The organism is Idiomarina sp. (assembly GCF_019431395.1).
Classification (GTDB): domain Bacteria; phylum Pseudomonadota; class Gammaproteobacteria; order Enterobacterales; family Alteromonadaceae; genus Idiomarina.
Genome location: NZ_CP080268.1, coordinates 13443 through 38489 on the forward strand (window position 1 = coordinate 13443; position 25047 = coordinate 38489).

Genomic DNA, 25047 nt, shown 5'->3' on the forward strand with positions numbered 1-25047 from the left:
AATGGAGTATCAATGAAAGGTTTCGGAATCGCTTTTAAAGCACTCACTATTGCAGCACTGCTGGCAATAGCAACAAATACGGTTCAGGCGCAAGGTTTTGGTGCGCGTGAAGCATTGGTTATTGCCCAACCGGTTCAATTTGAACGTGAATCGAATCGTGTTGAAGCCGTAGGTACAGCAGAAGCACAGCGTTCCGTTACCTTATACCCAGCGGTTGGTGACCGAGTTGAATCAGTTAATTTTGAGCCAGGTGATGACGTAAAAGCCGGGCAAATTCTGGTGCAATTAGATGATCGCCGACAACAGGTTGCACTGCAGCAAGCTAAACTCAACTACAAAGATGCGCAACGTACCGTTGAACGTCTGCGCTCCAGTTTTGATCAAGGTGCTGTGCCACAATCAGAACTAGATAATGCCATCCTTTTGCGTGACTTAGCCGAAGTCGAAGTCGACAGGGCACAGACTGAGGTTGATGATCGCCAAGTGATTGCACCCTTTGATGGTATTGTCGGGCTTACCGATATCGAGCCTGGCGACCGTATCACTGAACAAACGATGATCACGACGATTGATGATCGCAACAAGCTAATGATTGATTTTAGTATTCCTGAAGCAGCCGTATCGATTCTACAAGAAGGGGTAGAGCTGACCGTACAACCCTGGCGCTATTCGGGCCCACCCGTCACCGCTGAAATTGTTGAACGCGATTCTAGAATCAACCCACAAACCCGGATGTTCCGGGCCCGCGCAGCCATTGATAACAGTAAAGATGACTTCTTACCAGGCACTAGCTTTCGCACGCAAATTGAATTGTTAGGTCGGGAGTTCGTTTCTATCCCTGAAGCGGCTTTGTCATGGGGCCCCAATGCTCCCTTTATTTGGCTGGCCGAAAACCAACAAGCCAAACGTGTTGAGGTACAAATAGAACAACGCTTAGAAGGGCGCGTACTGGTTTCTGGTGATATCCAACGTGATGATATTTTAATTGTCGAGGGCATTCAAAACTTGCGCGAAGGGCAAGCGGTTAAGTTCCAAAACGTCGAAAATGTCGACACGGCGGAGGCGACTGAGTAATGGCTGAAAATAATCAACCGCCAGTGACGGAAGCCAATGACCTGCCCTCTGTTTCTATTCGCCGACCGGTGCTCATTGTTGTTTTAAATATTTTAATTGCTTTGGCCGGTATCGCAGCGATCATGGGCGTAGAAGTGAGAGAACTTCCCGATGTTGATCGACCCGTCGTTACCGTTCGCGCCGGCTTGCCGGGAGGGGCACCAGAAACCGTTGATTCCGAAGTGACCAGTATTCTTGAAGGGGCTGCCGCGCGTGTATCAGGCGTTAAGTCGATTCGCTCGTCTTCGGAAGAAAACTCTGCTCGCACAGTCGTCGAATTTAGACCCGGTGTTGACCTGGACGTGGTTGCCAGCGAGGTTCGCGAGTCGGTCAATCAGGTTAGACGCGAATTGCCTGATGACGTTGAGCAGGTCATTGTTGTAAAAGCTGACGATGATGCCAGGGCTGTTCTGGATATAGCAGTTAGTAGCGACTCACTAAGTCTGGAGGAACTAACCCGGCGACTAGAGACAGACGTCGCGCCTGAATTTCTATCCATCGACGGGGTGGCTGATGTCAGGTTAAACGGTGCTCGTGAAAGAGTGTTAAGGGTAGCTTTGGATCCGTTAAGACTAACGAGTTTTGGTCTATCGGTTACCGATATCGCTGATGCATTGCGACAGGCACCGTTTGATGTTCCGGCAGGTAGTTTAAAATCGACTGACCAGCGCATCATTATTCGCGCCGATGCCACCTCCGTGACGGCAGAGCAGGTCGAAAATATTATTGTGCGTGACGATACCCGCATTGGGGATGTGGCCCAAGCCTATTTTGGGCCCGCCGATGCGGGTAGCTTCGTTCGTTTAAACGGCAAACCCGTCGTTGGGGTTGGGGTTATCCGTCAAGCGGGTTCTAACACCATCGAAATTTCGGACCAGGCACTGGCGATGCTGGAGCGGTTGCAGGCACGTTTTCCTGATATGGAAATGCAGGTGACTAACGATGACGCCTTGTTCATACGAAAATCCGTTGCCGAAGTTATCACTACACTGGCGATTACGATTGCGCTGGTAGTGGGGACGTTATGGGTATTTATCGGCTCGTTCCGGGCCACCATTGTACCGGCGCTATCAATACCCGTAGCATTATTTGGTGCAGTAGCTGCCATATGGTTAATGGGCTTTTCGATCAATATCCTAACCTTGTTAGCATTGGTGCTGGCAACGGGCTTGATCGTTGATGACGCTATTGTTGTTACCGAGAATATTCAGCGCCGGCGAGGCATGGGGTTAGGCCCTCGTGCTGCAGCCGTTCTGGGGACTCGGGAAGTATTCTTTGCGGTGGTTGCGACAACCGCTGTGTTGGTTGCGGTATTTGTGCCGATTGCATTCTTACCCTCTACAGCCGGGCGATTATTTCGTGAGTTTGGCGGTGTCTTGGCCGCTGCGGTGATTATTTCTTCGTTTGTCGCCTTATCGTTAGTGCCGGCATTTACGGCCAAATTACCGAAAAATGCTGGGCAGAAAAATGTTTTTTCCGGTATTGGCAATTGGTTCAAAAATCATTATCAAAGCACCTTAAAAGTCGCTTTAAACTTTTCCTGGGCGATCGTTGGCTTGTCGTTATTAGCCGCTGTAGGCGCTGGCTTTTTATACGACCGTGTGGCGGCGGAGCTACTGCCCAGTGAGGACCGTGGTACGGTTCGGGTATTCGCCCGGGGCCCTGACGGCGTGGGCTTGAACTTTATGGATCGTCAGGCACGTCAGCACGAAGACGTGTTGATCCCCTACTTGGAAGCCGGTGTATTTGATTCTATCTATACGGTGGTAGGCCAGTGGGACCCCAACTTGTCATTTATCACGGCTACCATGAAGCCCTGGGAAGAACGCGATATTTCCCAGCAGGAAGTGATTGATGAAGTACGCGGCCCATTATCACAAGTGGTCGGCGCGCCGGGTCGTGCGTTCGGATCTAACTCGCTGAATGTTCGCGGTGGCCAGGGCGGTGGAGCCGTCGAAATGGCAATCACCGGCGAGAACTACACCGATATCTATAATGCGGCCAAAGAATTTACCGCAGCTGTGGTTGCGCAGGCGCCGGAGTTCAGAAACCCGGATATTTCGTATCAGCCAACACAGCCACAATTGCGATTTAAGATTGACCGTCGTCGAGCAGCTGAACTGGGAGTGCCGTTAAGCGATATTTCGTCTACTTTACGCGCAGCAATCAATGGTGATGATGTTGCCGACCTTAACGTTGGCGACCAACAGATTCCGGTGATTCTGCAAACCCGAATCGAGGCAATTCGCTCGCCGCAAGACATGCAAAACTTGTATGTGTCGTCCACGTCGGGAGAACTCGTGCCCATTTCCAGTGTGGCTGAAGTGGTCGAGGAAGGTGTATCGGCAGAATTAGAACGACACGGCCAACGGCGAGCTATCGAAGTCGAGTTCGAAATTGACGAGGATTACCCGTTATCTGAAGCCACGGATACATTGCGGCAGATCGCACAACAGGAACTCCCGGCAAGCATGGGGCTGTTGTTCCTCGGCGAGGCCGAAACCTTCGAGGATACCAATCGTGAGGTCGCTATGACCTACATTCTGGCATTCTTAATTGTATTGTTGGTGTTAGCTGCGCAGTTTGAGAGTGTCAACAGTGCGGTAGTCGTCATGCTGACGGTCCCATTTGGTATAGCTGCCGCTATTTATGCGTTATTCCTGACCGGAGTTTCACTTAATATCTATTCGCAGATCGGGTTGGTCATGTTGATTGGTTTATTGGCTAAAAACTCGGTGTTGTTAGTAGAATTTGCTGACCAGTTACGTGACCGTGGCGAAAGCGTTCGTGAAGCGATAGAACAGGCCGCATCAATTCGCTTACGTCCCATCATGATGACCCTGGTGTCGACTATTCTGGGTGGTTTACCATTGATTCTCTCGAGTGGTGCAGGCGCTGAGGCTCGTAACTCTATTGGTTGGGTGGTATTTGGTGGCCTGGGGCTGGCTACTGTATTTACGCTTTACTTAACGCCAGTACTCTATTTGTGGCTGGCACGCTTTACTAAGCCGCGCGCGGACGAGTCTGCTCGTCTTGCACAAGAACTGGATGAGGCTAACGAATCGGCGTGATGTCCCACTGCTTGCGCAGGCGCTCTAAAGTACCGTCTTGCTCGAGCAGTGTAATTACCTGATTCAGCTTTTGTAATAACTGGTCGTTGCCTTTGGTAACGGCCATTGCAACCGGCGTAGCCTCGTTTGGTTGCCACAGCACTTTTAATTGAATACCGTATTGTGCTGCAAGGTAATTAGCGACGCGGCGCGGCATAATAACGGCTTCGACTTCGCCAACTGCCAGTTGTGCCATGGCATCCTTTTTTGAGTCGGCTTGTTCAACCCGAATAGCGTCACGCAGGCCGAGCTCCCTTAAGTGCGCTTCCAACACCGAGTGACGGTCGCCACTAATGCGTTTACCAACCAATTGCCTGACATTCTCGATAGCTTTATTAGACTCCAGAATAAATAACGCTGTTTGTCTTTCGTAGTAGGGAGTACTAAACGAAAAGTACTGCTGCCGCACGTTGGTTTTTTCCATACCAATAGCGATGTCGAGCTCGCCGTAACGCAATAGACTGACAACATTGTCCCAGTCGTACTGGTTCAGTGTGAGGCGCTCGCCGAGCTTGTCATAAATAGCGTTCGCAACGGCAACATCAAAACCTGTGAGCTCGCCCTGATAAAGAAATTGATAAGGAGGATAACCGGTTGCCATGCCCGCTTGGGCATCGGCCAGCGCTGCCGAATTAAACCCAAGGGCAGTAACACTGATAATGGCGGACTGTAGTAACTTTTTCATGGCTCGAGGGTGCCTTATTCCATTACGTTTAGCTTGGTTTTTATGTAATCCGCATGGGATATGTAGAGCAAATCTGCAAGCTTCCGCAACATGCTTTCTTCATGTGGATCTAACTTACTATCAGCATAGGCAAGTCGCCATAAATTTGCCAACAAGTCGACTTTGTCCTGATAGGGTAAGTCTTTTAATGGCGCGGTAAAGTGTTGCAGCGATGCCGCATGCTTTACTTCAGCCTCAGCTGCGGTTATCGCAGGCTCAGCCTGGTCCGCATTCAGGCCATATTCGTTTTGCAGGTCGTTACTAACCAATGCTCGTTCGTCATCAGAAAACTCGCCGTCTGCCAGCGCAATTTCCACCATCAGGATCAGACTTAACGATTGGCTTTGATCAAGTCCGGCAATGGTTATTGAGTCATCTTTTTCGGGTTGAGACAAATGGGTTTGCAAAAGTTGCTGCAGTTTTTTCAACATAATATGTCTGGCGTCCTATGATAAATTGGGAATAAGTAAAATGAATTCGCTGCCTTCACCGGGCGTTGATTGGACGTCAATTTGACCTTTGAGTTTCCTGGTGACCAGGTTATAGACAATGGAAAGACCTAAACCAGAGCCACCGGTGTCTCTTGCGGTGGTATAGAAAGGTTCGAATATGCTTTTTCGGGTTTCGTTGTCCATACCCTTGCCGTTGTCTTTAAAGCGTATAACAGCACCATCCTCGTGTGGTTGGATGGTTATAAGTATCTGATGAGCATCATCCGGCTCTGTAAACGCGTGGTCGTGACAATTACTGACCAAATTGGTAATGATCTGCGCTAATGCACCCTGATAGGTTTTTACCTTAATATCTGCCTCAGATTGAATCGCAATACTGACTTTTTTCTTTTTAACCATTGGCTTTAAGCTGATTACCAGCGCATTAAGGTAGTCTGCTAACGGGCAGTTGACCAGTTCGAAACTGGATTGATCAACCGCGGTCTTTTTAAAGTTTTGTATTAATGTTGCGGCACGCTCTAAATTGCTGCTGAGCAGCGTGTAAGCGTCAAAGGTATCGTCAATGAATGTAGCCAGCTGCTTGCGCGAAATAGAACCATCTTCAAATGCTGTTTTGAGTTTTTTAAGACGATGTTCGCAGTGGGTGGTTGCGGTAACCGAAATGCCTAAAGGGGTATTAACCTCATGCGCGACACCGGCGACAAGTTTGCCGAGAGCCGCCATTTTTTCGGTTTCGATCAGGCGTTCCTGCGCTTGCTTAAAATTATCCAATGCTTCACGCAGTGATTGTGTACGCTGCTCGACAATGGCTTCCAGCTGTTCGTTCTGGCGTAACAGCATTTGTTCAAACTGATCACGTTCAGACGCACTCATTGCACGGCCGTAAATGTCTGCCAGAATGCCGGCAAATGCGACTTCATCTTCGCTCCATTTGCGTTCACTTTTGCGGCTTTCACAGCACAAAACGCCAATCATTTCGCCTTTATGACGCAGCGGCACGTCCAGCATGCCGTAGATGCCGAACTGCTGCATATAAATTTTCAGCTCGTGAGTAGCAGGGTGCGTAGCCGCATCGTTGGCGATAATGGTGCGCTCTTTGCGCAGAGCATCGAAATAATCGGAATAGTCTGTTTCGCTTATCGATAATTGCTGCGAGGTGTCGCTGTCGTGTTGGTCAAAAATAAGCTCAGAATGCATCGCGGTGGTGTTATTGCCAAACAGCCAAACACCAACACGGGTTATCTGCAGCCCTTCCATTGCGGCAGATAAAATAGTCTGCGTTGCCTTATCCAATTGACCACCGTCAATATCAGGTGATTTAGATACATCGAGTAATATGTTTTCCAAACGTTCTTGCATGTACCTTTTCCAACATTTGTTGCTCACTTCACTATACCGAAGCGATAGTAATTGTCTATTGAACGACCGTTTTAGGGTGTTGGCCGAGCACCTCTGGACATTATGGTTTATTCGTTTTACAACAAACTAAACTCAAAACAAAGTGAACAACATGAAAAAAACAATGATTTCGGTCGCTGTTACCACGCTGCTTAGCATGCCCGTAATGGCGCAGGAGGAAGGCTCAGAGAGCTGGACGGTGGACGCTCCCCAGGGCGTATTTGATACCGTGGATATCAGCGTTAATTCGGGCACCTGGATGAACGTTGATTTAAGCCCTGATGGCAAAACTATCGTTTTTGACTTACTCGGTGATATCTATCGCATGCCCGCATCGGGCGGAGCTGCAACCCGCTTGACCAGTGACATCGCCTGGCAAATGCAGCCAGTGTTTTCACCCGATGGCAGCCAAATTGCCTTTACCTCGGACCAAGGCGGTGGCGATAACATTTGGGTTATGGACGCTGACGGCTCCAACCAGCGTGCAGTTACAACAGAAACGTTTCGTCTACTAAATAGCCCGGCCTGGTCTCCCAATGGTGAATTCATTGTCGCGCGTAAACATTACACCGCCACGCGTTCCCTGGGTGCCGGTGAAGTCTGGATGTACCACATCAGCGGTGGTACCGGAGTACAGTTAACCGAAAGACCTAATGATCAAAAAGATCTGGGTGAGCCGGCTTTTTCTCCCGATGGCAAATACATTTACTTTTCGCAGGATGATACGCCGGGCAAAACTTTCCACTACAGCAAAGACTCACTGGAAGGCATCTATGAAATCAAACGTTTTGAGCGTGAAAGCGGTGATATCGAAACACTAATAGCTGGCGCAGGTGGTGCTATTCGGCCAACCCCGTCACCCGATGGCCGTTACCTGGCTTACATAAAACGTGAAGACTTTAACAGTGTTCTGTATGTGCTGGACCTGAAAACAGGCGAACACCGCCGTGTTTATAAAAACATGGAACGCGACATGCAGGAGACCTGGGCTATCCATGGCGTCTATCCAAAAATGGACTGGACACCTGACAGCAAAGAACTGGTGTTCTGGGCTGGTGGACATATTCAGCGCTTAAACCTGGAATCAGGAAATGCCCGTATCATTCCGTTTAGCGTAGAGACGACTAAACAAGTGCAAAAGCCACTGCGCTTTGAACAAGACATTGATAACGATACCTTTGCCGTAAAAATGCTACGCATGACACAGGTAGCACCGGATGGCAGCGAAGTTATTTACGAGGCTCTGGGTCACTTGTATCGTAAAAGCCTGCCCGATGGCGAAGTTGAACGATTGACCTCGGCTGAGCACTTTGAACTTTACCCTCAGTACTCGCGTGATGGCGAAAAGCTGGTTTACGTAAGCTGGGATGATCAGGAGCTGGGTCAAGTGATCGTGCGCGACCTCGATTCCGGCGAAGAGACCGTATTGAAAACCGGTGGCGGCACCTTCGTTGAGCCCGTGTTTTCGCCTGATGGTAATACCGTGGTTTACCGCAAGGTGGGCGGTGGTTATATCACCAGCGACAAATATGGCCTGGAGACGGGCGTGTATCGCATTGCCCTGGATGGCAGTGAACCACAGAAAATTGCCGATAACGGCTGGTTGCCGCAGTTTGGCGCGCGTAATGACCGCGTCTACATGATGACGCCGGCAGAAAAGCCAACCTTGAGTGTGGTCGATCTGAACACGCTGCAGGCAAGTCCGTTGTATCAGTCTGAATTAGCCACGGAATACCGGGTTTCACCAGATGGCAAACAACTGGCGTTTGCTGAACGCTTTAAGGTGTTTGTTACGCCGTTAGTTGAGCGCGGCGAAGTGATCAATGTCGGGCCGGGCGATACGCAGATGCCGGTAAAACAATTGTCGGTTAGAGCCGGCGAAAGCTTGTCATGGACTGGTGACAGCTCGCAACTCTACTGGACTCTGGGTCCGGAACTTTACCACACAGACGTGTCGGCTGCGTTTAACGCCGATATCGATGATACAACGTTAAAAGCCGAAAACGGAATAAACATTGGCTTTGAAGCTGAGGCAAATGTCCCCGATAGTACGGTAGCCTTTGTCGGTGGTCAGGTGATTACCATGGAAGGCGACGTGGTTTATGAGCAAGGCGCTGTGGTGGTAGAAAATAACCGCATTGTAGCGGTCGGCCCAGTCGATGAGATTGAGGTACCGGATGGTGCTGAAATCATCGATACCAAGGGCAAAACCGTGATGCCGGGTTTATTCGATGCGCACGCACACGGCTTGCAGGGTAGTAACGAGATTGTACCGCAACAAAACTGGGGTCAGTACGCCAACCTTGCTTTTGGGGTAACCAGTATTCATGACCCGTCGAATGACACCACTGAATTCTTTGCCGCATCCGAAATGCAAAAGGCGGGCTTAATTGCCGCACCGCGCTTGTATTCGACCGGTACCATTTTGTATGGCGCGCACGGTCCGGGTTATACCTCGCATGTGGACAGTCTGGAAGACGCGAAATTTCATTTAGAACGACTTAAAAAAGTCGGGGCGTTTTCGGTTAAGAGCTATAACCAGCCGCGTAGGAACCAACGACAGCAAGTGGTTGAAGCAGGTCGCGAACTGCAAATGATGGTGGTGCCGGAAGGCGGCTCATTGTTACAGCACAACCTGACCATGATTATGGATGGCCATACTACGGTTGAACATTCACTGCCGGTAGCGGAAATTTATGATGATATCCGCCAGCTATGGGATCAAACCGATGTTGCCTATACACCAACACTTGGCGTCGCCTACGGTGGTATTTGGGGTGAAAACTACTGGTATGCCGAAACCGATGTGTGGAAACATCCGAAACTATCGAGCTTTGTGCCGCAAGAGTTTTTGGTCGGTAAATCGATGCGCCGCGAAAAAGCGCCGCATAATCATTACAACCACTTCAACAATGCCGAAGTCGCGGCACAGCTGCAGGATTTAGGCGTCGACGTCTTATCCGGAGCTCATGGGCAGCGTGAAGGGCTGGCGCAGCATTGGGAAATCTGGATGATGGCACAGGGCGGAATGGAACCGCTGGATGCGTTGCGTACGTCAACTATCGCACCGGCTGAAGTGTTCGGTATGGATCATCAGGTCGGGTCGCTTAAAGAGGGTAAGCTAGCCGATATTATTGTTATCGATGGTGATCCGCTTAAGAATATTCGCGACACCGATAAGGTGACGCACACCATGGTCAATGGCGTGCTTTACGATGCCAAAACGATGGACCGTTTGCTGCCGCTGGCACAGCAGCGCGAGCCATTTTTCTGGGAAAAATAGCGTCAATATAGCGTTAATGGATAGTAAAAAGGGGCTGCGAAGCCCCTTTTTTTATTCTTCGGCGGCAGTATCCGCAACAATTTGTCGAAACCAGCGATGGCCGGCATCGTGTTGCAGTAAGGGACTCCAAATCATCGTCAGAGTCAGCCCCGGAATTGTAAACGGTGGTTCCTTTTTAACCAGCAATTCGTCGCTTTCGTACAAAGCTGCGGCGCGCGTCGGCAGCGTGGCAACAAGCCCCTGACGGGCCAGGTACATGGCAACGTGATAATTACGGGTAAAGACCTTGATATGACGGCGTTGCTCAAGTTTATCCAGCGCTTCGTCGACCCAACCGAGTTTTTGTACATCATGCGGGTCCATGCCTACGCCCACGCCAAAACCGGTTTTACTGACCCAGACATGCTGCGCTTTTAAATATTCATCCAGCGTGTAATTTTGTAATAGCGGATGTTCTTTGTGTATTAGGCAGGAGAACTCATCTTGCCAGAGAACTTTTTGATGAAAGGACTGCGGCAGCTTTTCAAACCGGTTGATAGCCAAATCCACTTTGCCGTTTTCAACGTCATGAAAACTGATATCACTGGGGGTCATGATATCTAAGGATACGTTAGGCGCCTGTTCATCGAGTGCTTCTAATAGCCTTGGCATGAGTGTTGATGCAGCATAATCAGAGGCCATAATACGAAATACCCGATCACTGGTAGCGGCTTCAAATTCGCGCACCGGCTGGATCATTTCCTCGACCGAGTAAAGCACAGTGCGCAGCGCTTCCTGCATATCCAGCGCGCGCTGAGTCGGCATCATACCTTCGCTGGTACGTACTAAAATGGGGTCATTTAACAGGTTACGCAGTCGTTTAAGGCCATTACTCATAGCCGGCTGGGTAATATTAAGCTGAGCTGCTGCGCGGGTTACGTTGCGTTCGCGCAGCAGTACGTCTAAATAAACCAGTAAATTGAGATCGATATCTTTGATGGTATTCATACAGCGTCTAAGAATAATCCCGATACAAAAAATGTATCGGGATTATAAGCGCTGTGAATAGTTAAAAAAAGCACAAATTGAATTCTGTCATTGCCAGCGAGGCTTATTGCTAGCTATGGTATAGAAAATCAGCAAACTGGAGCCACATCTTGGCCGCAGACAGTTATTATCTAGCGCAAAAATTACTGCAGGGTTTTCATTGCCATTATGATCGCTTCCAGCGCTTGACGCGCGGTGCCCGTTCACGTTTTTTAAAACGTGCCTGGGACGCGGTGGTGTCGGCATCAGCGGAGCGAATTTCGTTTTATGACCGGCAGGTAAAAGAGACCAGTGCTGCGATACAACGTGCGGTTGGCGATGAGTTTGATCAGGCTCTGTGGTTGGCAACCCGGCAGCGTTATCAGTCGTTGCTTAAGTTTCATCCGCAAGCGGAACTGGCAGAGACCTTTTATAACTCCGTATTTTGCCGGGCTTTCGAGCGGCGTTACTTTAATAATGACTTTATTTTCGTCGAAACGGTACTTCACAGCCATATCCCGATATCAGTGCAGAGCCAGTACCGCAGTTACTTTCCGGTCAAAGGCGGGTTACAAAAGGTGTTACCGCAAATTTTTCTGGATAGTGGTTTAAACGGCGAGTTCGAAAATTTTGAAAACGATCTGGAGCAGTTGCGCGACGCCTTCTTGCAACGTTCTCAGGAAACCGAAATAGAGCCCCATGATATTCGCATTGACGTGCTTAACGCGCCGTTTTTTCGTAACAAGGCGGCTTATTTAGTCGGGCGTATCGTCACCGAGCGGTATCACTACCCGTTCATCGTGCCGATCCTGGTAAACAGCCATGGCAAATTATATGTTGATGCGTTTATTACCAATTCCAACCGCATGGCGACGATATTTGGCTTTGCGCGTTCTTACTTTATGGTCGAGACAGAAGCGCCGTCAGCGTTGGTGCGATTCTTAAAAGATCTCATGCCACGAAAAACATTAGCCGAGCTGTATGCATCGATTGGCTTTCATAAGCAGGGTAAGACCGAGTTTTATCGGGAGTTCCTGCATCACTTACAACGCACCGATGATCAGTTAGTGGCTGCGGCTGGTGTTAAAGGCATGGTGATGACCGTGTTTACGCTGGCGTCCTTCCCGTATGTTTTTAAGGTGATTAAAGACAAATTGGGGGCCACCAAAGCATTCACCCGACAAACGGTTATCGACCGTTACCGCATGGTAAAGCGTCATGACCGGGTAGGGCGCATGGCGGATACGCTGGAGTTTGCCGACGTAGCGATACCTTTAAAACGCATTTCCGTCGATTTGCTGGACGAATTAACAGCGACGGTGGCAAATTCGCTGCAGATAGAGGGCGATACGCTGGTTATTAAGCAACTGTTTGTCGAACGCCGGTTAACACCGCTGAATCTTTATCTTGAGTATGCCAATGACGACGAGATAGACGCTGCTATGAATGATTATGGGCTGGCGTTAAAGGAGATGATGGCGGCGAACATTTTCCCCGGCGATATGCTGCTGAAAAACTTTGGTGTGACCCGGCATCGGCGGGTGGTTTTTTATGACTATGACGAAGTGCGTTATTTAACCGATATGAGTTTTCGTGCATTACCCAAAAGCGATGGCTTTATGGATGCCGAAGTTTCGGCAGCTCCGGATGATGTGTTTCCCGAGCAGCTTGACCAATTTGCGGTACCGCAACAGCGGTTTCGCGAGGTGTTGCTAAAACACCATCCGGAACTAAAAGATCCCGCCTATTGGCGTAAAGTACAACAACACATCCGCGAAGGGCGTCTCACGGATGTGTTCCCGTACGAGCAGCATCTGCGCTTTACGCGGAGGTTTTAAACTGCTCTTCTTCGGTCGAGCCGGTGAGTGCAGTCACTGATGACACACCACCCTGAATCACGTTAGTCAGGTCATCGAAATAGCCGGTACCGACTTCCTGCTGGTGAGCAACAAAGGTATAGCCTTTATTGGCTGCCTCAAACTCTTGTTGCTGCAGGCGCACGTAGGCTGACATATCGTTGCGCGCGTAATCATGCGCCAATTCGAACATGTGGTACCACATGTTGTGCACGCCGGCGAGGGTAATAAACTGGAATTTGTAACCCATTGCGGCTAGTTCGCGCTGGAACTTGGCAATGGTTTCGTCATCCAGGTTGCGGCGCCAGTTAAACGAAGGCGAGCAGTTATAGGCCAGCAATTTACCGGGATATTTGGCATGCACGGCCTCGGCAAACTGGCGCGCTTCGTCGAGATCCGGCTTGGCCGTCTCGCACCAAATTAAGTCTGCATAAGGGGCATAGGCAAGGCCACGAGAGATCGCTTGTTCAATGCCGGGTTTGACGCGATAAAAGCCCTCTGCAGTGCGTTCACCGGTAATAAACGGTTTATCGTTAGGGTCGAAGTCTGACGTCAGCAGGTCTGCCGCATTGGCATCGGTACGCGCCACGATCAACGTAGGAATTCCGGCGACATCGCTGGCTAAACGGGCAGCGACCAGTTTCTGCACCGCTTCCTGGGTTGGTACCAGTACTTTGCCGCCCATATGGCCACATTTTTTAACCGAAGCCAGCTGGTCTTCGAAATGCACGCCGGCGGCACCGGCCTGGATCATGCGTTTCATCAGCTCATAGGCATTCAAAACGCCACCAAATCCAGCTTCTGCATCGGCGACAATCGGGGCAAAATAGTCAATGTAGTTATCGTCTTCGGGGGTTAAGCCCTTCGACCACTGGATTTGATCTGCCCGCGCAAAGGAATTATTGATGCGTTCAACTACAGTCGGTACCGAGTCAACCGGGTATAACGACTGATCCGGATACATGCTACAGGCGCTGTTGTTGTCAGCGGCTACCTGCCAGCCTGACAGGTAAATCGCTTGCAAGCCTGCTTTAACTTGCTGTACCGCTTGTCCGCCGGTCAATGCACCCAAGGCGTTAACATAGTCTTTGCCGAACTTACCCTGAGCCTCGCCATTGATCAAACGCCAGAGTTTGTTGGCGCCGTTGCGGGCATAGGTGTATTCCGGCTGTACGGAGCCGCGCAAGCGCACGACTTCTTCGGCAGAATAAGGGCGTTCTACACCTTGCCAACGAGCGTCAGACGCCCATTGTTCTTTCAGTTTTTTGGCTTGTGCTGCTTGTGATAATGATTGTGTTGTCATGGTTGTTGTCCTGTTATTTTTAATAGAAAACTTAGGCTAATTTTTGGTAGCCGGGCAGGGTTAAAAAGTCGACCAGTTGGTCTGCCGTGGTGATTTCGTCCAGTAGCTGTTTAGCTTGCGCAAAGGGTTCGTCTTGCCAGCGCTTATCGCCGATCTCTTCGCGCACCGCGTCGGCTTCTTGTTGCAGGTATTCGCGGAATAACTCGCGAGTTACACGGGTTCCGTTGCTGAGTGTTTTACCGTGGCGGATCCACTGCCATATTGAGGTGCGCGAAATTTCGGCGGTGGCGGCATCTTCCATAAGCCCATAAATGGGCACGCAGCCCTTGCCATCCAGCCAGGCGGCGATATATTGCAACGACACGCGGATATTCATGCGCATGCCCTGTTCAGTGCGCTCGCCGTCACAGGGCTGCAGCAATAGTGACTGAGTAATGTCGTCATCCTGTTCGCGTAAAACGTGCAACTGGTTATCGCCGTCGATGCCATCCACAAAAATTTCGCGTACGGTATCGGCAAGGCCCGGATGGGCGATCCAGGTGCCATCATGACCGTTGTCACGTTCCAACGTTTTGTCAGCGTGAACTTTAGCCAGTATTTGCTGGTTCTGTTCGGCATCTTTACTGGGGATAAATGCTGCCATACCGCCCATCGCAAGGGCACCACGCTGATGGCACGTTTTAACCAGTAAACGCGAATAGGCATTAAGAAATGGCTTGTCCATGCCGACCATTTGGCGGTCAGGCAGCACGCGATCCGGATGGGCTTTAAGGGTTTTGATATAACTGAAAATATAGTCCCAGCGACCACAGTTAAGTGCGGCAATGTGATCGCGCATGCGGTAAAGAATTTCGTGCATTTGAAACACCGCGGGTAGCGTTTCAATCAACACGGTGGCACGAATGGTGCTGGTTTTAAGGTTGAAGCGCTTTTCGGTGTAATGGAATACGTCTGCCCACCACTTTGCTTCGTCGCTATGCTCTAGCTTAGGTAAGTAGTAGTAAACGCCGGTACCGTTTTGTAAACGCTGCTGATAGTTATGAAAAAAGTACAGCGCAAAATCCATTAACGCACCGGGAATAGGCTGGTCGTCCAACAGAATGTGTTTCTCCGGTAGATGCAGGCCACGTACGCGTGCAATTAGCAGCGCCGGGTGCTGGTTAACCGCATAATGTTTGCCACTGGTCGGGTCGTCATAAGTCATATCGCCTTTGTTGGCATCACGTAGATTAATCTGACCGTTGATCACACCGTCCCAGGTGGGCGATTGTGAATCCTCAAAATCGGCCATGTAGCAGTCAACGTTTGCGTTTAGTGCGTTAATGACCATTTTGCGGTCGACGGGACCGGTGATTTCCAGACGTCGTTTTTTTAGATCGTTGGGTAATTCAGCAATCTGCCATTCACTATCACGAATAGCTTGTGTGTTGGCATCAAAGTCGGGAAGGTTGCCCTGATCATAGGCTTGCTGACGTCGCTTGCGTTGGTCGAGTAATTCAAACAGGCGGGGGCGGAATTCTTGCACCAGTTCGGCTAAAAAGGCTGTCGCCTCATCGCTAAATACGCTTTTTGCGTGCTCATCCAGTGTGTGAGTAAAAACCAGTGGGTTAGTCATTTTTTAATCCGTTGTTAGCAAGTTGTTAACACGGATTTAGACTAGACTCTGGTCTATGTATTAGTCTAATTTATGCAGTGGATTGTGGGTATTCATGTAGGATATTTAAAGAAGTGGTCATGCTGTGCCTAAACTAACACAGCGGAGCGTGTGTACCGGGCATACACACGCTCCGCTGGAATTAGGGATTAACTGACTTTAAAACGCTCAACTAAGTTGTTGAGGTCAACTGCAAGACGCGATAGCTCCTGACTTGAAGCACTGGTTTGCTCAGCACCCGAAGCTGTCGAGTTAGACAGGTCACGAATGCTGACCAGGTTCTTGTCAACATCACGGGCTACATTGGCCTGCTCTTCTGCGGCCGATGCAATCGAGGTGTTGTGAGTGTTAATTTCACTCACTGCCTGAGCAATAAGTTTAAGTGCTTCACCCGCTTCACGAGCGATATCTAATGTACTGGTGGCACGATCCATACTACGTTGCATGGTCGATACAGAACGATCGCTGGACTCGTTGATGGCTTTAACCATGTCTTCGATTTCGACCGTTGACTGTTGCGTTTTGTGTGCCAACGAACGAACTTCATCAGCAACAACCGCGAAACCACGTCCGGATTCACCCGCACGGGCTGCTTCAATTGCCGCGTTAAGTGCCAACAAGTTGGTTTGCTCGGCGATACCACGGATAACTTCCAGCACCTTGGTGATGTCGGTTACTTTGTTGGCCAGCTCGGTAACACTGTTAGAGGAATCGCCAATTTCCTGTGACAACTCTTCGATAGCAGTAACCGTTTTGCGTACCCGATCGTTACCTAACTGCGCTTGTTCGTCAGCATCTTCTGAGGCTTGCGAGGCGCTTTGTGCGTCTTGTGCGACGTTTTCGACCGCGGTGGTTAGCTCTGTAACTGCCGTTGCTGCCTGCTCCAGCTCTTCGCTTTGCTGCTGAATAGTGCGGGTCGAATCTTCGGTAACTGAGCTGAGCTCTTCAGAGGTTGATGCTAATTGCTCAGATGATTCGGAAATTTTGCCAATGGAGTCCCGTAGTTGCTGTTGGGTAGTTCGTAACTGGCGCAACAGAGTGGCCGGCTCGTCTTTACCTTCAACAGTAATATCCTGAGTTAAGTCGCGCTCCGCAATGGTTTTAGCAAAGTCCACAGCCGCTTGTATTGGCACGACGATACTGCGGGTTAAAATAAGCGCGAACAGAACGAGTAAGGCAATAACAACAACCAATGCGATAATAACAGCGATGTTGGCTGCTGTTGCCACATCACCGGCCTCTGCGGTGGCGTCATCAATAAGCGCCATCTCTCTGGCCAGTAGCTCGTCCAATGCGGCGGAGATTTTGTTGGTCAGCGGCAAAATGCGATTTTCGCGTAGTGACACAATCGGATCGGCTAATTGCGCATCGACAAGTTTTTCGAACTGGTCATGAAGCTCCCAATACTCTTTATCCAACTCCATGTACTCGTCGAATTCCTGACGAGCCTTAGCATCGTTAATAGTTTTTTCATATTCTTGTTGATTACGCTGCAGATTACTTATTGCATCGTTTAAACTGTCTTTATAGCGCGCCACACGTTCTGCATCGTTAACAAAACTGGCTACATTGGCAGAATGAATCCGTACCCGCAAAAACTCTCGATCCAGGTCATTGACGTTATCAACGGCCGGCACCTGGTCGTCAGTGATAATATCCATCTGGTTGGTAACAGCTGCGAGTCGGTTAAGTGCAAAGATGCCCAGTATCAGTACTAAAATTCCAATGGTACCAAAGGCTGCGGAGGCGCGGACGCCTATAGAAAACTGTCGAAACATGGGTCGTATCCCTATCTATTTTTGACTTATATCATGTTCTCATTGGGTATTATCGGCCACATGATCTAAAAACAATAGGTCTGAATTAATTTTTTTATCATTTGCCGGGAAGGAACAATCGACTCCATCGACAGATACTCGTCAGGTTGGTGTGCCTGATTAATCGAGCCGGGTCCCATTACCAATGTTTCGCAACCCAGTTGTTGAATAAATGGCGCCTCAGTACAGTAATTGACAGCTGCTGCGGACTGCCGGCTAACCTGCTCAGCTAGTTTCACCAGGGCGGCATCCGTATCTTGCTGGTAGCCCGGGATGGGTTCATGCAGATGATGCCAGTCAATTTGCGCTGGTGACCGAGCTCTGAGCGGTTGTAAATGGGCATCAATCACTTGATATAAATCCTCAATCGCCATGCCGGGAAGCGGGCGAATGTCTAATTGCAACTCACAGCATCCGCAAATCCGGTTGGGATTGTCACCGCCATGAATACTGCCTAAATTAAGCGTCGGTGCCGGCACCGCAAACGATTTATTTGAATATTTATGCTGAAATTCTGACTGAACTTTTAACAGTTCCTGAATGACCTGCTGCATCACTTCTATGGCATTAATACCTAAGCTGGGATCGGAGCTATGACCTGATCGCCCAACCACCCGTATAGCCTCGCTCAAATGGCCTTTATGGGCATGAATAGGGCGCATCTCGCTGGGTTCGCCAATAATGCAGGCTGTCGGCCTTAGGTTGTCGAACATCGATAACTGACGCGCGCCATCCATGGTGGTTTCTTCGTCAGCTGTTGCCAGTATCATCAAGGGTTGCTTTTGATGTTCAACGGGCAGCGTTTTCAATGCTTCGATAACAAAAGCAAAGAAGCCTTTCATATCAATACTGCCCAGCCCATACCAGCGATTATCCTTTTCGGTGAGTTTAAAGGGATCAAAATTCCAGCGGTTGGCGTCGTAAGGAACCGTGTCAGTGTGTCCGGATAACAACAGCCCGCCGCTGCCTTGGCCGCGCCGGGCTAACATATTGTATTTACCGGGCTTGTTCTGTAATTCGTTAACTTCGCAGCTAAACCCCAGCGGCGTCAGCCAGTCGACCAGTAAATCAATCACGCCCTTGTTGGAGTGGTCCCAGCCAGAGTCCATGCTACTGATGGAAGGCGTCGCAATAAGCTGTTGATACATGCTGAAAAAAGTTGATTCCCGCATAAATAATTACCCATAAAAGTTGCATAAATATGTTTATTTCGGTATTGTGCCGAAAATATCACTTACCCACAACTGAAGCAGAAAAGAGTCGTAAAAGGAATAGTGCCGTGAAAATATCCTCAGCCGAATCGATCAACGCCGTAATTATCGGAGCCAGTGGCTACGCCGGTTCTGAGTTGGCACGACTGGTGGCTGCGCACCCGGCACTGGCGTTAGCTGGCATCTATGTTTCGGAAAGTAGTAATGATGCCGGCAAACCACTGGCGCAGTTGTATCCCCGCTTGCGGGATGTCGTTAATCAGCCACTGCAGCCCTTAGGCGAGCAACAGCTAGCACATATTAAACAAACCGCGCAGGTGGTATTTATTGCAACCGAGCATGATGTTGCTGCGCTGCTTGTCAGCGCGTTGCACGATGGTAATAAGCTCATAGTTGATTTATCTGGCGCTCACCGGCTTGCTTCAGCCAGCGATTACGAGCGTTACTATGGTTTTGAGCACCCGTTTGAGGCAGCGTTAAATCAGGCCGTTTATGGTTTAGCTGAATGGTATACAGATGAGCTCGCGCAGGCACAGTTGATTGCGGTGCCCGGCTGCTATCCAACGGCCTCGCTATTAGTACTAAAGCCGCTAGCATCTTTGTTAGCAAACCTGCCGGTGATAATTAATGCGGTCTCCGGCGTTACCGGTGCCGGGCGTAAACCCAAACAAAACACCCTGGGCGCTGAACTATCTCTGCAAGCCTATGGTGTTTTTAGTCATCGCCACCAGCCCGAAATTGAGCGTTACAGCGCTAGGGCGGTTGTATTCACGCCACACCTGGGTAACTTTAAACGTGGCATTTTGGCGTCAATTTATGCCACCGTCGCTGACGATGTATCGCATCAGGACGTTGAGCAGGCGTTTAGCGTTTATCAAAAGCAGCCTTGTGTACGTGTTGGTCACCAACACACGCCTGCGATCCAGGATGTTGAGCACACTGGCTATTGCGATATCGGCTGGCATTTGAACGGTCGTCAACTTATCGTGTTTGCTGCCATCGATAACTTGCTAAAAGGCGCGGCGAGTCAGGCAGTGCAGTGCGTTAACCTTAGACTGGGGCTGCCGCAGACAGTGGGGCTACCATTATGAGCATGGTGAGCAGCCCATTAAGCGTGATTAAGTTAGGCGGTAGTTTATTACAGCAACCGACCCGGCTTAAGCAATTATTTAATGAGTTAGCCCACAGTAATACCATTCCGGTGTTAGTGCATGGTGGCGGTGCGAGCGTCGATTCGTGGTTAAATGCCATGGGTTACCAAGTAGAAAAATGCGACGGCTTGCGGGTTAGCCCCGAGCAGCATATGCCGATGATCGTCGGCGCGTTGGCCGGCTATGCCAATAAACAGCTGATGGGTTATGCCATCGCTGCGGGGTTGCAGCCGGTCGGCCTTAGTTTGTACGAGCTTGGCTTACGTTATCAGCCGATGTCACCGGCATTAGGCCAGGTAGGTTTGCTAAACCCTCTTGATACAAAAATTTCTGAGCTTGCGGCGTCGTTACTCAAACAGCACCAGCTGCTCATCGTGAGTTGTATCGGCTTTGATGAACAAGGCCAGTGGTATAACGTCAACGCCGATCATGCGGCAGCAGAGCTCGCCCGGTTACTGCAAGCGCAACTCACCTTCGTTACTGATGTAGAAGCGGTACTTGATGAGTGTCAGCAGCCCATCGCCAGACTATCCGCTGCTCGTCTTAAGCAACTGACCGACTCCGGCGTCATTAATGGTGGCATGAAAGTCAAAGTCGAGGCGGCTTTTGACGCAGCAAAACAATTACGACGCAGTGTGCGAATTTGCGGGTGTGCGTGCCTCACCCGCCCCGAATCAGGCACCGTGATTACTGTTTAATTGTTTTGCTGGAATACTCATGATGTTAAAAAACTCAACCATACCGCACCTGTTGACGGGTGCTGAATTATCCTTAGGACAACTCGAAAGTGTGCTGGCGCTGGCGCTGGCGCAAAAAGCCAAGCCCGCGGATTATGAACAAACCCTGGCCGGCAAAAGTATTGCTACCGTGTTCGAAAAGCCCAGCTTACGGACGCGTGTTTCGTTTGCCGTAGGTATGCAGAAACTCGGCGGGCAGGCGTTGTATTTAGACGAACAAACGCCGGGCCTGGGGCAGCGTGAGAGCTTAGCCGACTATGCCAAGAACCTATCCTGTTGGTGCGATGCCATTGTTGCTCGGGTATTAAAGCACGAAACGCTACAAATACTGGCTGAGCATGCCACAGTGCCTGTGATTAATAGCTTATGTGATCAGTTCCATCCCTGCCAGGCACTGGCCGACTGCTTGACCTTAACCGAACAATTTGGGGAGCTGAACGGCTTGCATATCGTCTATGCCGGCGATGGTAACAACGTCACCCGTTCACTAATGCTATATGCAGCTATGCTGGGCGCACGCGTCACCTCGGTAACGCCGGCTGATGCCGCCGTCGACAGCAACTGGCTTGATTACGTCAATGCCAATAGCGCTGGAAAAGTCGCCAACGCTAACGACTTTAACGGGTTGGCTCCGGTCGACGTTATCTATACCGATACCTGGGTGTCTATGGGCGACAACACGCCGTTAGAGCAGGTCAAAGCACGGTTTTCACCCTATCAGATTAATACGCAACTGATCGAAAGCCTGTCACCGCAAGCGGTTATGCACTGCCAACCGGTTCACCGGGGTTATGAAATCACGTCTGAAATTATCGATAGTGACTTGTCACTTTGTCTGCAGCAGGCAGAAAACCGGCTTTATGCGCAAAACGCCTTGTTGTCGATGATGCTGGCCGATGCCAGTGAGCTTAATCAAACCGAATTATTAAGGAACGCCTCATGAAAAAAGTTGTACTAGCCTATTCTGGTGGTCTCGATACCTCTGCCATCGTGCCGTGGTTAAAAGAAAATTATGACTGTGAGGTGGTTGCTTTTGTGGCAGATGTTGGTCAGGGGGCTGACGAATTAGAAGGCGTTGAAGCGAAGGCGAAAGCCTCAGGTGCCAGCGAATGTCATGTGGTCGATTTAAAAGATGTCTTTGTTAAAGATTACATTTATCCGACCTTAAAAACCGGCGCGATTTATGAAGGCACCTATTTACTGGGTACTGCCATGGCGCGTCCGATCATCGCTAAAGCGCAAGTCGAGGTGGCACGCAAAGTCGGCGCTGACGCGCTGGCGCATGGTTGTACCGGTAAAGGTAACGATCAGGTTCGTTTTGAGAGTTGCTATGCAGCATTGGCGCCTGACCTACAGGTGATTGCACCGTGGCGGGAGTGGTCGTTGGATAGCCGCGAGTCGTTATTGAATTATTTGGCCGAACGGCATATCCCCTGTTCGGCGTCGGCAACAAAAATTTATAGCCGTGATGCCAATGCCTGGCATATTTCGCACGAGGGCGGAGAGCTTGAAGACCCCTGGTGCGAACCGAGTGAGCAGGTTTGGACACTAACACAGTCGCCGGAGCAAGCCCCTGACCAGCCTGAGTATGTGACTGTTGCGATAGCGGCGGGTGAAATTAAATCAATCAATGGCGACCAACTATCACCCTACGACTGTTTGGAAGTACTCAACCAGCTGGCAGCCAAACACGGTGTGGGGCGTGTCGATATCGTCGAGAATCGGTTGGTCGGTATGAAAAGCCGTGGTTGTTACGAGACGCCTGGCGGCACCGTGATGATGGCGGCGTTGCAGGCCATTGATGAGCTGGTTTTAGATAAGGCCAGCCGCAGCTGGAAAGCCTCACTGTCCGAGCAATTTGCGCAATTACTCTATGATGGGCGCTGGTTCACTCCGCTTAAACAATCGGTTTTAGCGGGCGCCGAGGCATTAACGATGCGTGCCAGCGGTGACGTGGTGTTAAAACTTTATAAAGGTCAGGTCACTGCAGTAAAAAAACGCTCACCGTACTCATTATACAGCGAGGATTTCGCCACCTTTGGTGCTGATGAAGTTTATAACCAACAACACGCCGAAGGTTTTATTCGGTTGTTTTCGTTGCCAAGTCGGATTGCTGCACTGCAACAGCAGGGAGGTGTTGATGGCTGACGCAAAACTTTGGGGTGGACGTTTTGCCAACGGTCCCAGTGAGGCATTTCAGGCATTTAACGACTCGTTGCCGTTTGACTATGTGCTGGCAGAGCAAGATATACAAGGCTCTATCGCCTGGGCTGATGCGTTGCGCCAGGTAGGCGTGTTAACGGCGCAGGAATGTAACCAGTTGCAACAGGCACTGCAGCAGCTGTGGCAAGGGTTAAAGTCTAACCCGTCCGCTATAGCTAAGGCAGGTGATGAAGATATCCATTCTTTTGTTGAGCGGGAATTAGTCACGCTGGTTGGCGACCTGGGTAAAAAGCTACATACCGGGCGTAGCCGTAACGACCAGGTAGCAACCGATTTACGGCTATGGTGTCGTCAGCAAGTGACTGATTTAACCCGGAACTTGAGCGATTTACAGCAGCAGTTAGCACTTTTAGCAGAGCGTGAAATTGATGCGGTTATTCCGGGTTATACCCATTTGCAGCGAGCGCAGCCCGTGCTGTTTTCGCATTGGGCTTTGGCTTATGTCGAAATGCTTAAACGCGATCAGGAACGGTTAACGGATGCCTTAAAGCGGTTGAATCAGTCGCCGCTGGGGTGTGGCGCGCTGGCCGGAACCGCTTATGCGATCGACCGCCGGCAACTGGCTCACCAACTGGGCTTTGACCAGCCCTGTTTAAATAGTTTAGATGCGGTATCTGACCGTGATTATGTCATTGAACTGTTAAGCACAGCGTCTTTGTCGATGTTGCACCTGTCGCGCCTGGCTGAAGATCTGATTTTTTATAACAGCGGCGAAGCCGGGTTTATCGAACTGGCCGATGACGTAACCTCAGGGTCATCATTAATGCCGCAAAAGAAAAACCCTGACGCGCTGGAGTTAGTGCGTGGCAAAACCGGGCGTGTGACCGGCGCGTTGATGGCCATGACAATGACATTGAAGTCGTTGCCGTTGGCTTACAACAAGGATCTGCAGGAAGACAAAGAAGGCTTGTTTGATGCGTTCAAGCACTGGCGCGCGGCGCTTCAGATTACCAGCCAATGTTTGAGCGGGCTTAAGGTTAATCATCAGCGTTGTCGAGAGGCTGCACAACAAGGCTACGCCAACGCCACCGAACTTGCCGACTATCTGGTCGCAAAAGGCGTTCCTTTTAGGCAGGCACATCACCAGGTCGGTGAGCTGGTGCAATTAGCCATTAGCCAACGCCAACCACTGGAAGCATTGGCGCTAAGCCAAATGCAACGCGTAAACGCTAACATCAGCGAGGATGTCTATGAGTGGCTTTCGCTTGAATCTTTGTTAAGTAAACGTCAGGCACTGGGCGGCACGTCAAGGCAGCAGGTAACCTCTGCGTTAAAAAAAGTTCGGCAACAGCAACAGATTAGCGTGCGCGATGCCAATCTGTCAGACATTGACGCAATTGTCGGCTTAGTCGGGCATTGGGCGATGGCAGGCGAAAACCTACCGCGTGCTAAAGACGATATTATTCATTCGATTAATGAGTTCGCGGTGACCGAAATCGATGGTCAGGTGATGGGCTGTGCATCACTCTATATCTACACCACAGGGCTGGCAGAAATTCGTTCGTTAGGCGTTAATCCCAAAAGTAGTGTCAAAGGCCAGGGGCGCTTATTAGTAGAAAAGCTACTGGATAAAGCCCGCCAGTTACACTTAAAACGGGTGATCGTACTAACCCGGGTACCGGACTTTTTTGAACAACAAAACTTTAGTCATTGCAGCAAGGATACACTGCCGGAAAAGGTGATGAAGGACTGTGAATTGTGCCCGAAAAAGGCCAGCTGCGATGAGTTGGCCATGGAATTTCGGCTAATGTAGGCTTAGTAAAACTCCGCGTAAACCCTCGCCCAATCGGGCGAGTATACAAGCGGGAACCGCGTAGCGGTTCTATTCTGGTGTACTCTGACTCTGCACATACTCTCTCAGTGTTTCGATAGTTGCGGCGCCTGCACTACAGGCAAAGTAAGAGCGTGACCAGAGCGCTGCGCTTTTGCTTTGCCGGGGTATGTGGGCATTGAGTATTCGTATCCGGCGTGATGAAACCGATTTACTGGATTATAATAACTGAATCATAC

17 protein-coding genes and 1 pseudogene are annotated in these 25047 nt (G+C 50.1%); 9 read left to right on the forward strand and 9 right to left on the reverse strand.

The annotated features are described in order from the left end of the window. The first annotated feature begins 12 nt into the window (after positions 1-12). Together KZ771_RS00080 and KZ771_RS00085 are read left to right on the forward strand one after the other, a co-directional pair. A complete protein-coding gene (locus tag KZ771_RS00080) occupies positions 13-1074 on the forward strand; it encodes an efflux RND transporter periplasmic adaptor subunit (protein ID WP_290654015.1) in 1062 nt (353 codons plus the stop codon). Beyond that, entirely contained in the window at positions 1074-4184 is a 3111-nt protein-coding gene (locus KZ771_RS00085) for an efflux RND transporter permease subunit (protein ID WP_290654016.1), read from the forward strand. Before KZ771_RS00080 ends, KZ771_RS00085 begins: the two co-directional genes overlap by 1 nt. On the opposite strand, the gene KZ771_RS00090 is transcribed toward KZ771_RS00085, so the two are convergent. Genes KZ771_RS00090 through KZ771_RS00100 form a run of 3 tightly spaced genes read right to left on the reverse strand, consistent with a single transcriptional unit; the run spans position 4168 to position 6758 of the window. Continuing rightward, positions 4168-4908: a transporter substrate-binding domain-containing protein gene (locus KZ771_RS00090; RefSeq protein ID WP_290654017.1), complete on the reverse strand. Its 741-nt coding sequence runs from the start codon at positions 4906-4908 to the stop codon at positions 4168-4170. The genes KZ771_RS00085 and KZ771_RS00090 overlap by 17 nt on opposite strands. Before the next feature lie 14 nt (positions 4909-4922). Then, positions 4923-5378: a TerB family tellurite resistance protein gene (locus KZ771_RS00095; protein WP_290573607.1), complete on the reverse strand. Its 456-nt coding sequence runs from the start codon at positions 5376-5378 to the stop codon at positions 4923-4925. A 15-nt stretch (positions 5379-5393) separates the two neighbouring features. Further along, the gene (locus KZ771_RS00100) at positions 5394-6758 is read right to left on the reverse strand and encodes a GAF domain-containing sensor histidine kinase (RefSeq protein WP_290573606.1); all 1365 of its coding nucleotides are present in this window, start codon (positions 6756-6758) and stop codon (positions 5394-5396) included. Between the two features lie 151 nt (positions 6759-6909). On the opposite strand from KZ771_RS00100, the gene KZ771_RS00105 reads away from it, so the two are divergent. Next, a complete protein-coding gene (locus KZ771_RS00105) occupies positions 6910-10080 on the forward strand; it encodes an amidohydrolase family protein (RefSeq protein ID WP_290654018.1) in 3171 nt (1056 codons plus the stop codon). Between the two features lie 51 nt (positions 10081-10131). Here KZ771_RS00105 and KZ771_RS00110 read toward each other — a convergent pair whose 3' ends face one another. Next, entirely contained in the window at positions 10132-11067 is a 936-nt protein-coding gene (locus KZ771_RS00110; protein ID WP_290654019.1) for a LysR family transcriptional regulator, read from the reverse strand. A gap of 149 nt (positions 11068-11216) precedes the next feature. Here KZ771_RS00110 and aceK point away from each other — a divergent pair, with 149 nt between their 5' ends. Beyond that, positions 11217-12923 (forward strand): bifunctional isocitrate dehydrogenase kinase/phosphatase, encoded by a 1707-nt coding sequence (gene aceK / locus KZ771_RS00115; RefSeq protein ID WP_290654020.1) that lies wholly within the window; start codon positions 11217-11219, stop codon positions 12921-12923. Here aceK and aceA read toward each other — a convergent pair. From aceA to argE, 4 genes are all read right to left on the reverse strand, one after another. Beyond that, a complete protein-coding gene (gene aceA, locus KZ771_RS00120) occupies positions 12907-14244 on the reverse strand; it encodes an isocitrate lyase (RefSeq protein ID WP_133538854.1) in 1338 nt (445 codons plus the stop codon). The two genes, aceK and aceA, sit on opposite strands and share 17 nt — an antisense overlap. Positions 14245-14275: 31 nt before the next feature. After that, positions 14276-15859, reverse strand: a complete 1584-nt coding sequence (gene aceB / locus KZ771_RS00125) for a malate synthase A (protein ID WP_290654021.1) — start codon at positions 15857-15859, stop codon at positions 14276-14278. 188 nt (positions 15860-16047) lie between these two features. Continuing rightward, entirely contained in the window at positions 16048-17676 is a 1629-nt protein-coding gene (locus KZ771_RS00130) for a methyl-accepting chemotaxis protein (RefSeq protein ID WP_290654022.1), read from the reverse strand. Positions 17677-17741: 65 nt separating this feature from the next. After that, positions 17742-18887 (reverse strand): acetylornithine deacetylase, encoded by a 1146-nt coding sequence (argE, locus tag KZ771_RS00135; protein WP_290573597.1) that lies wholly within the window; start codon positions 18885-18887, stop codon positions 17742-17744. Between the two features lie 107 nt (positions 18888-18994). On the opposite strand from argE, the gene argC reads away from it, so the two are divergent. The 5 genes from argC to argH are packed head-to-tail and all read left to right on the forward strand — an operon-like array spanning position 18995 to position 24790. Then, complete coding sequence (gene argC / locus KZ771_RS00140) at positions 18995-20017, forward strand: N-acetyl-gamma-glutamyl-phosphate reductase (RefSeq protein WP_290573596.1); 1023 nt, start codon at positions 18995-18997, stop codon at positions 20015-20017. Then, complete coding sequence (gene argB / locus KZ771_RS00145; protein ID WP_290654023.1) at positions 20014-20775, forward strand: acetylglutamate kinase; 762 nt, start codon at positions 20014-20016, stop codon at positions 20773-20775. The genes argC and argB overlap by 4 nt, the downstream gene beginning before the upstream one ends. A gap of 40 nt (positions 20776-20815) precedes the next feature. Further along, positions 20816-21757, forward strand: a complete 942-nt coding sequence (locus KZ771_RS00150) for an ornithine carbamoyltransferase (RefSeq protein WP_290654870.1) — start codon at positions 20816-20818, stop codon at positions 21755-21757. Then, on the forward strand, positions 21754-22962 hold the full coding sequence (locus tag KZ771_RS00155) for an argininosuccinate synthase (protein WP_290573594.1): 1209 nt from the start codon (positions 21754-21756) through the stop codon (positions 22960-22962). The genes KZ771_RS00150 and KZ771_RS00155 overlap by 4 nt, the downstream gene beginning before the upstream one ends. Next, positions 22955-24790, forward strand: a complete 1836-nt coding sequence (gene argH, locus KZ771_RS00160) for an argininosuccinate lyase (RefSeq protein WP_290654024.1) — start codon at positions 22955-22957, stop codon at positions 24788-24790. Before KZ771_RS00155 ends, argH begins: the two co-directional genes overlap by 8 nt. Before the next feature lie 69 nt (positions 24791-24859). On the opposite strand, the pseudogene KZ771_RS00165 reads toward argH, so the two are convergent. Then, a pseudogene (locus tag KZ771_RS00165) lies at positions 24860-25036 on the reverse strand (transposase); the annotation flags it as partial. Positions 25037-25047: the final 11 nt, after the last annotated feature.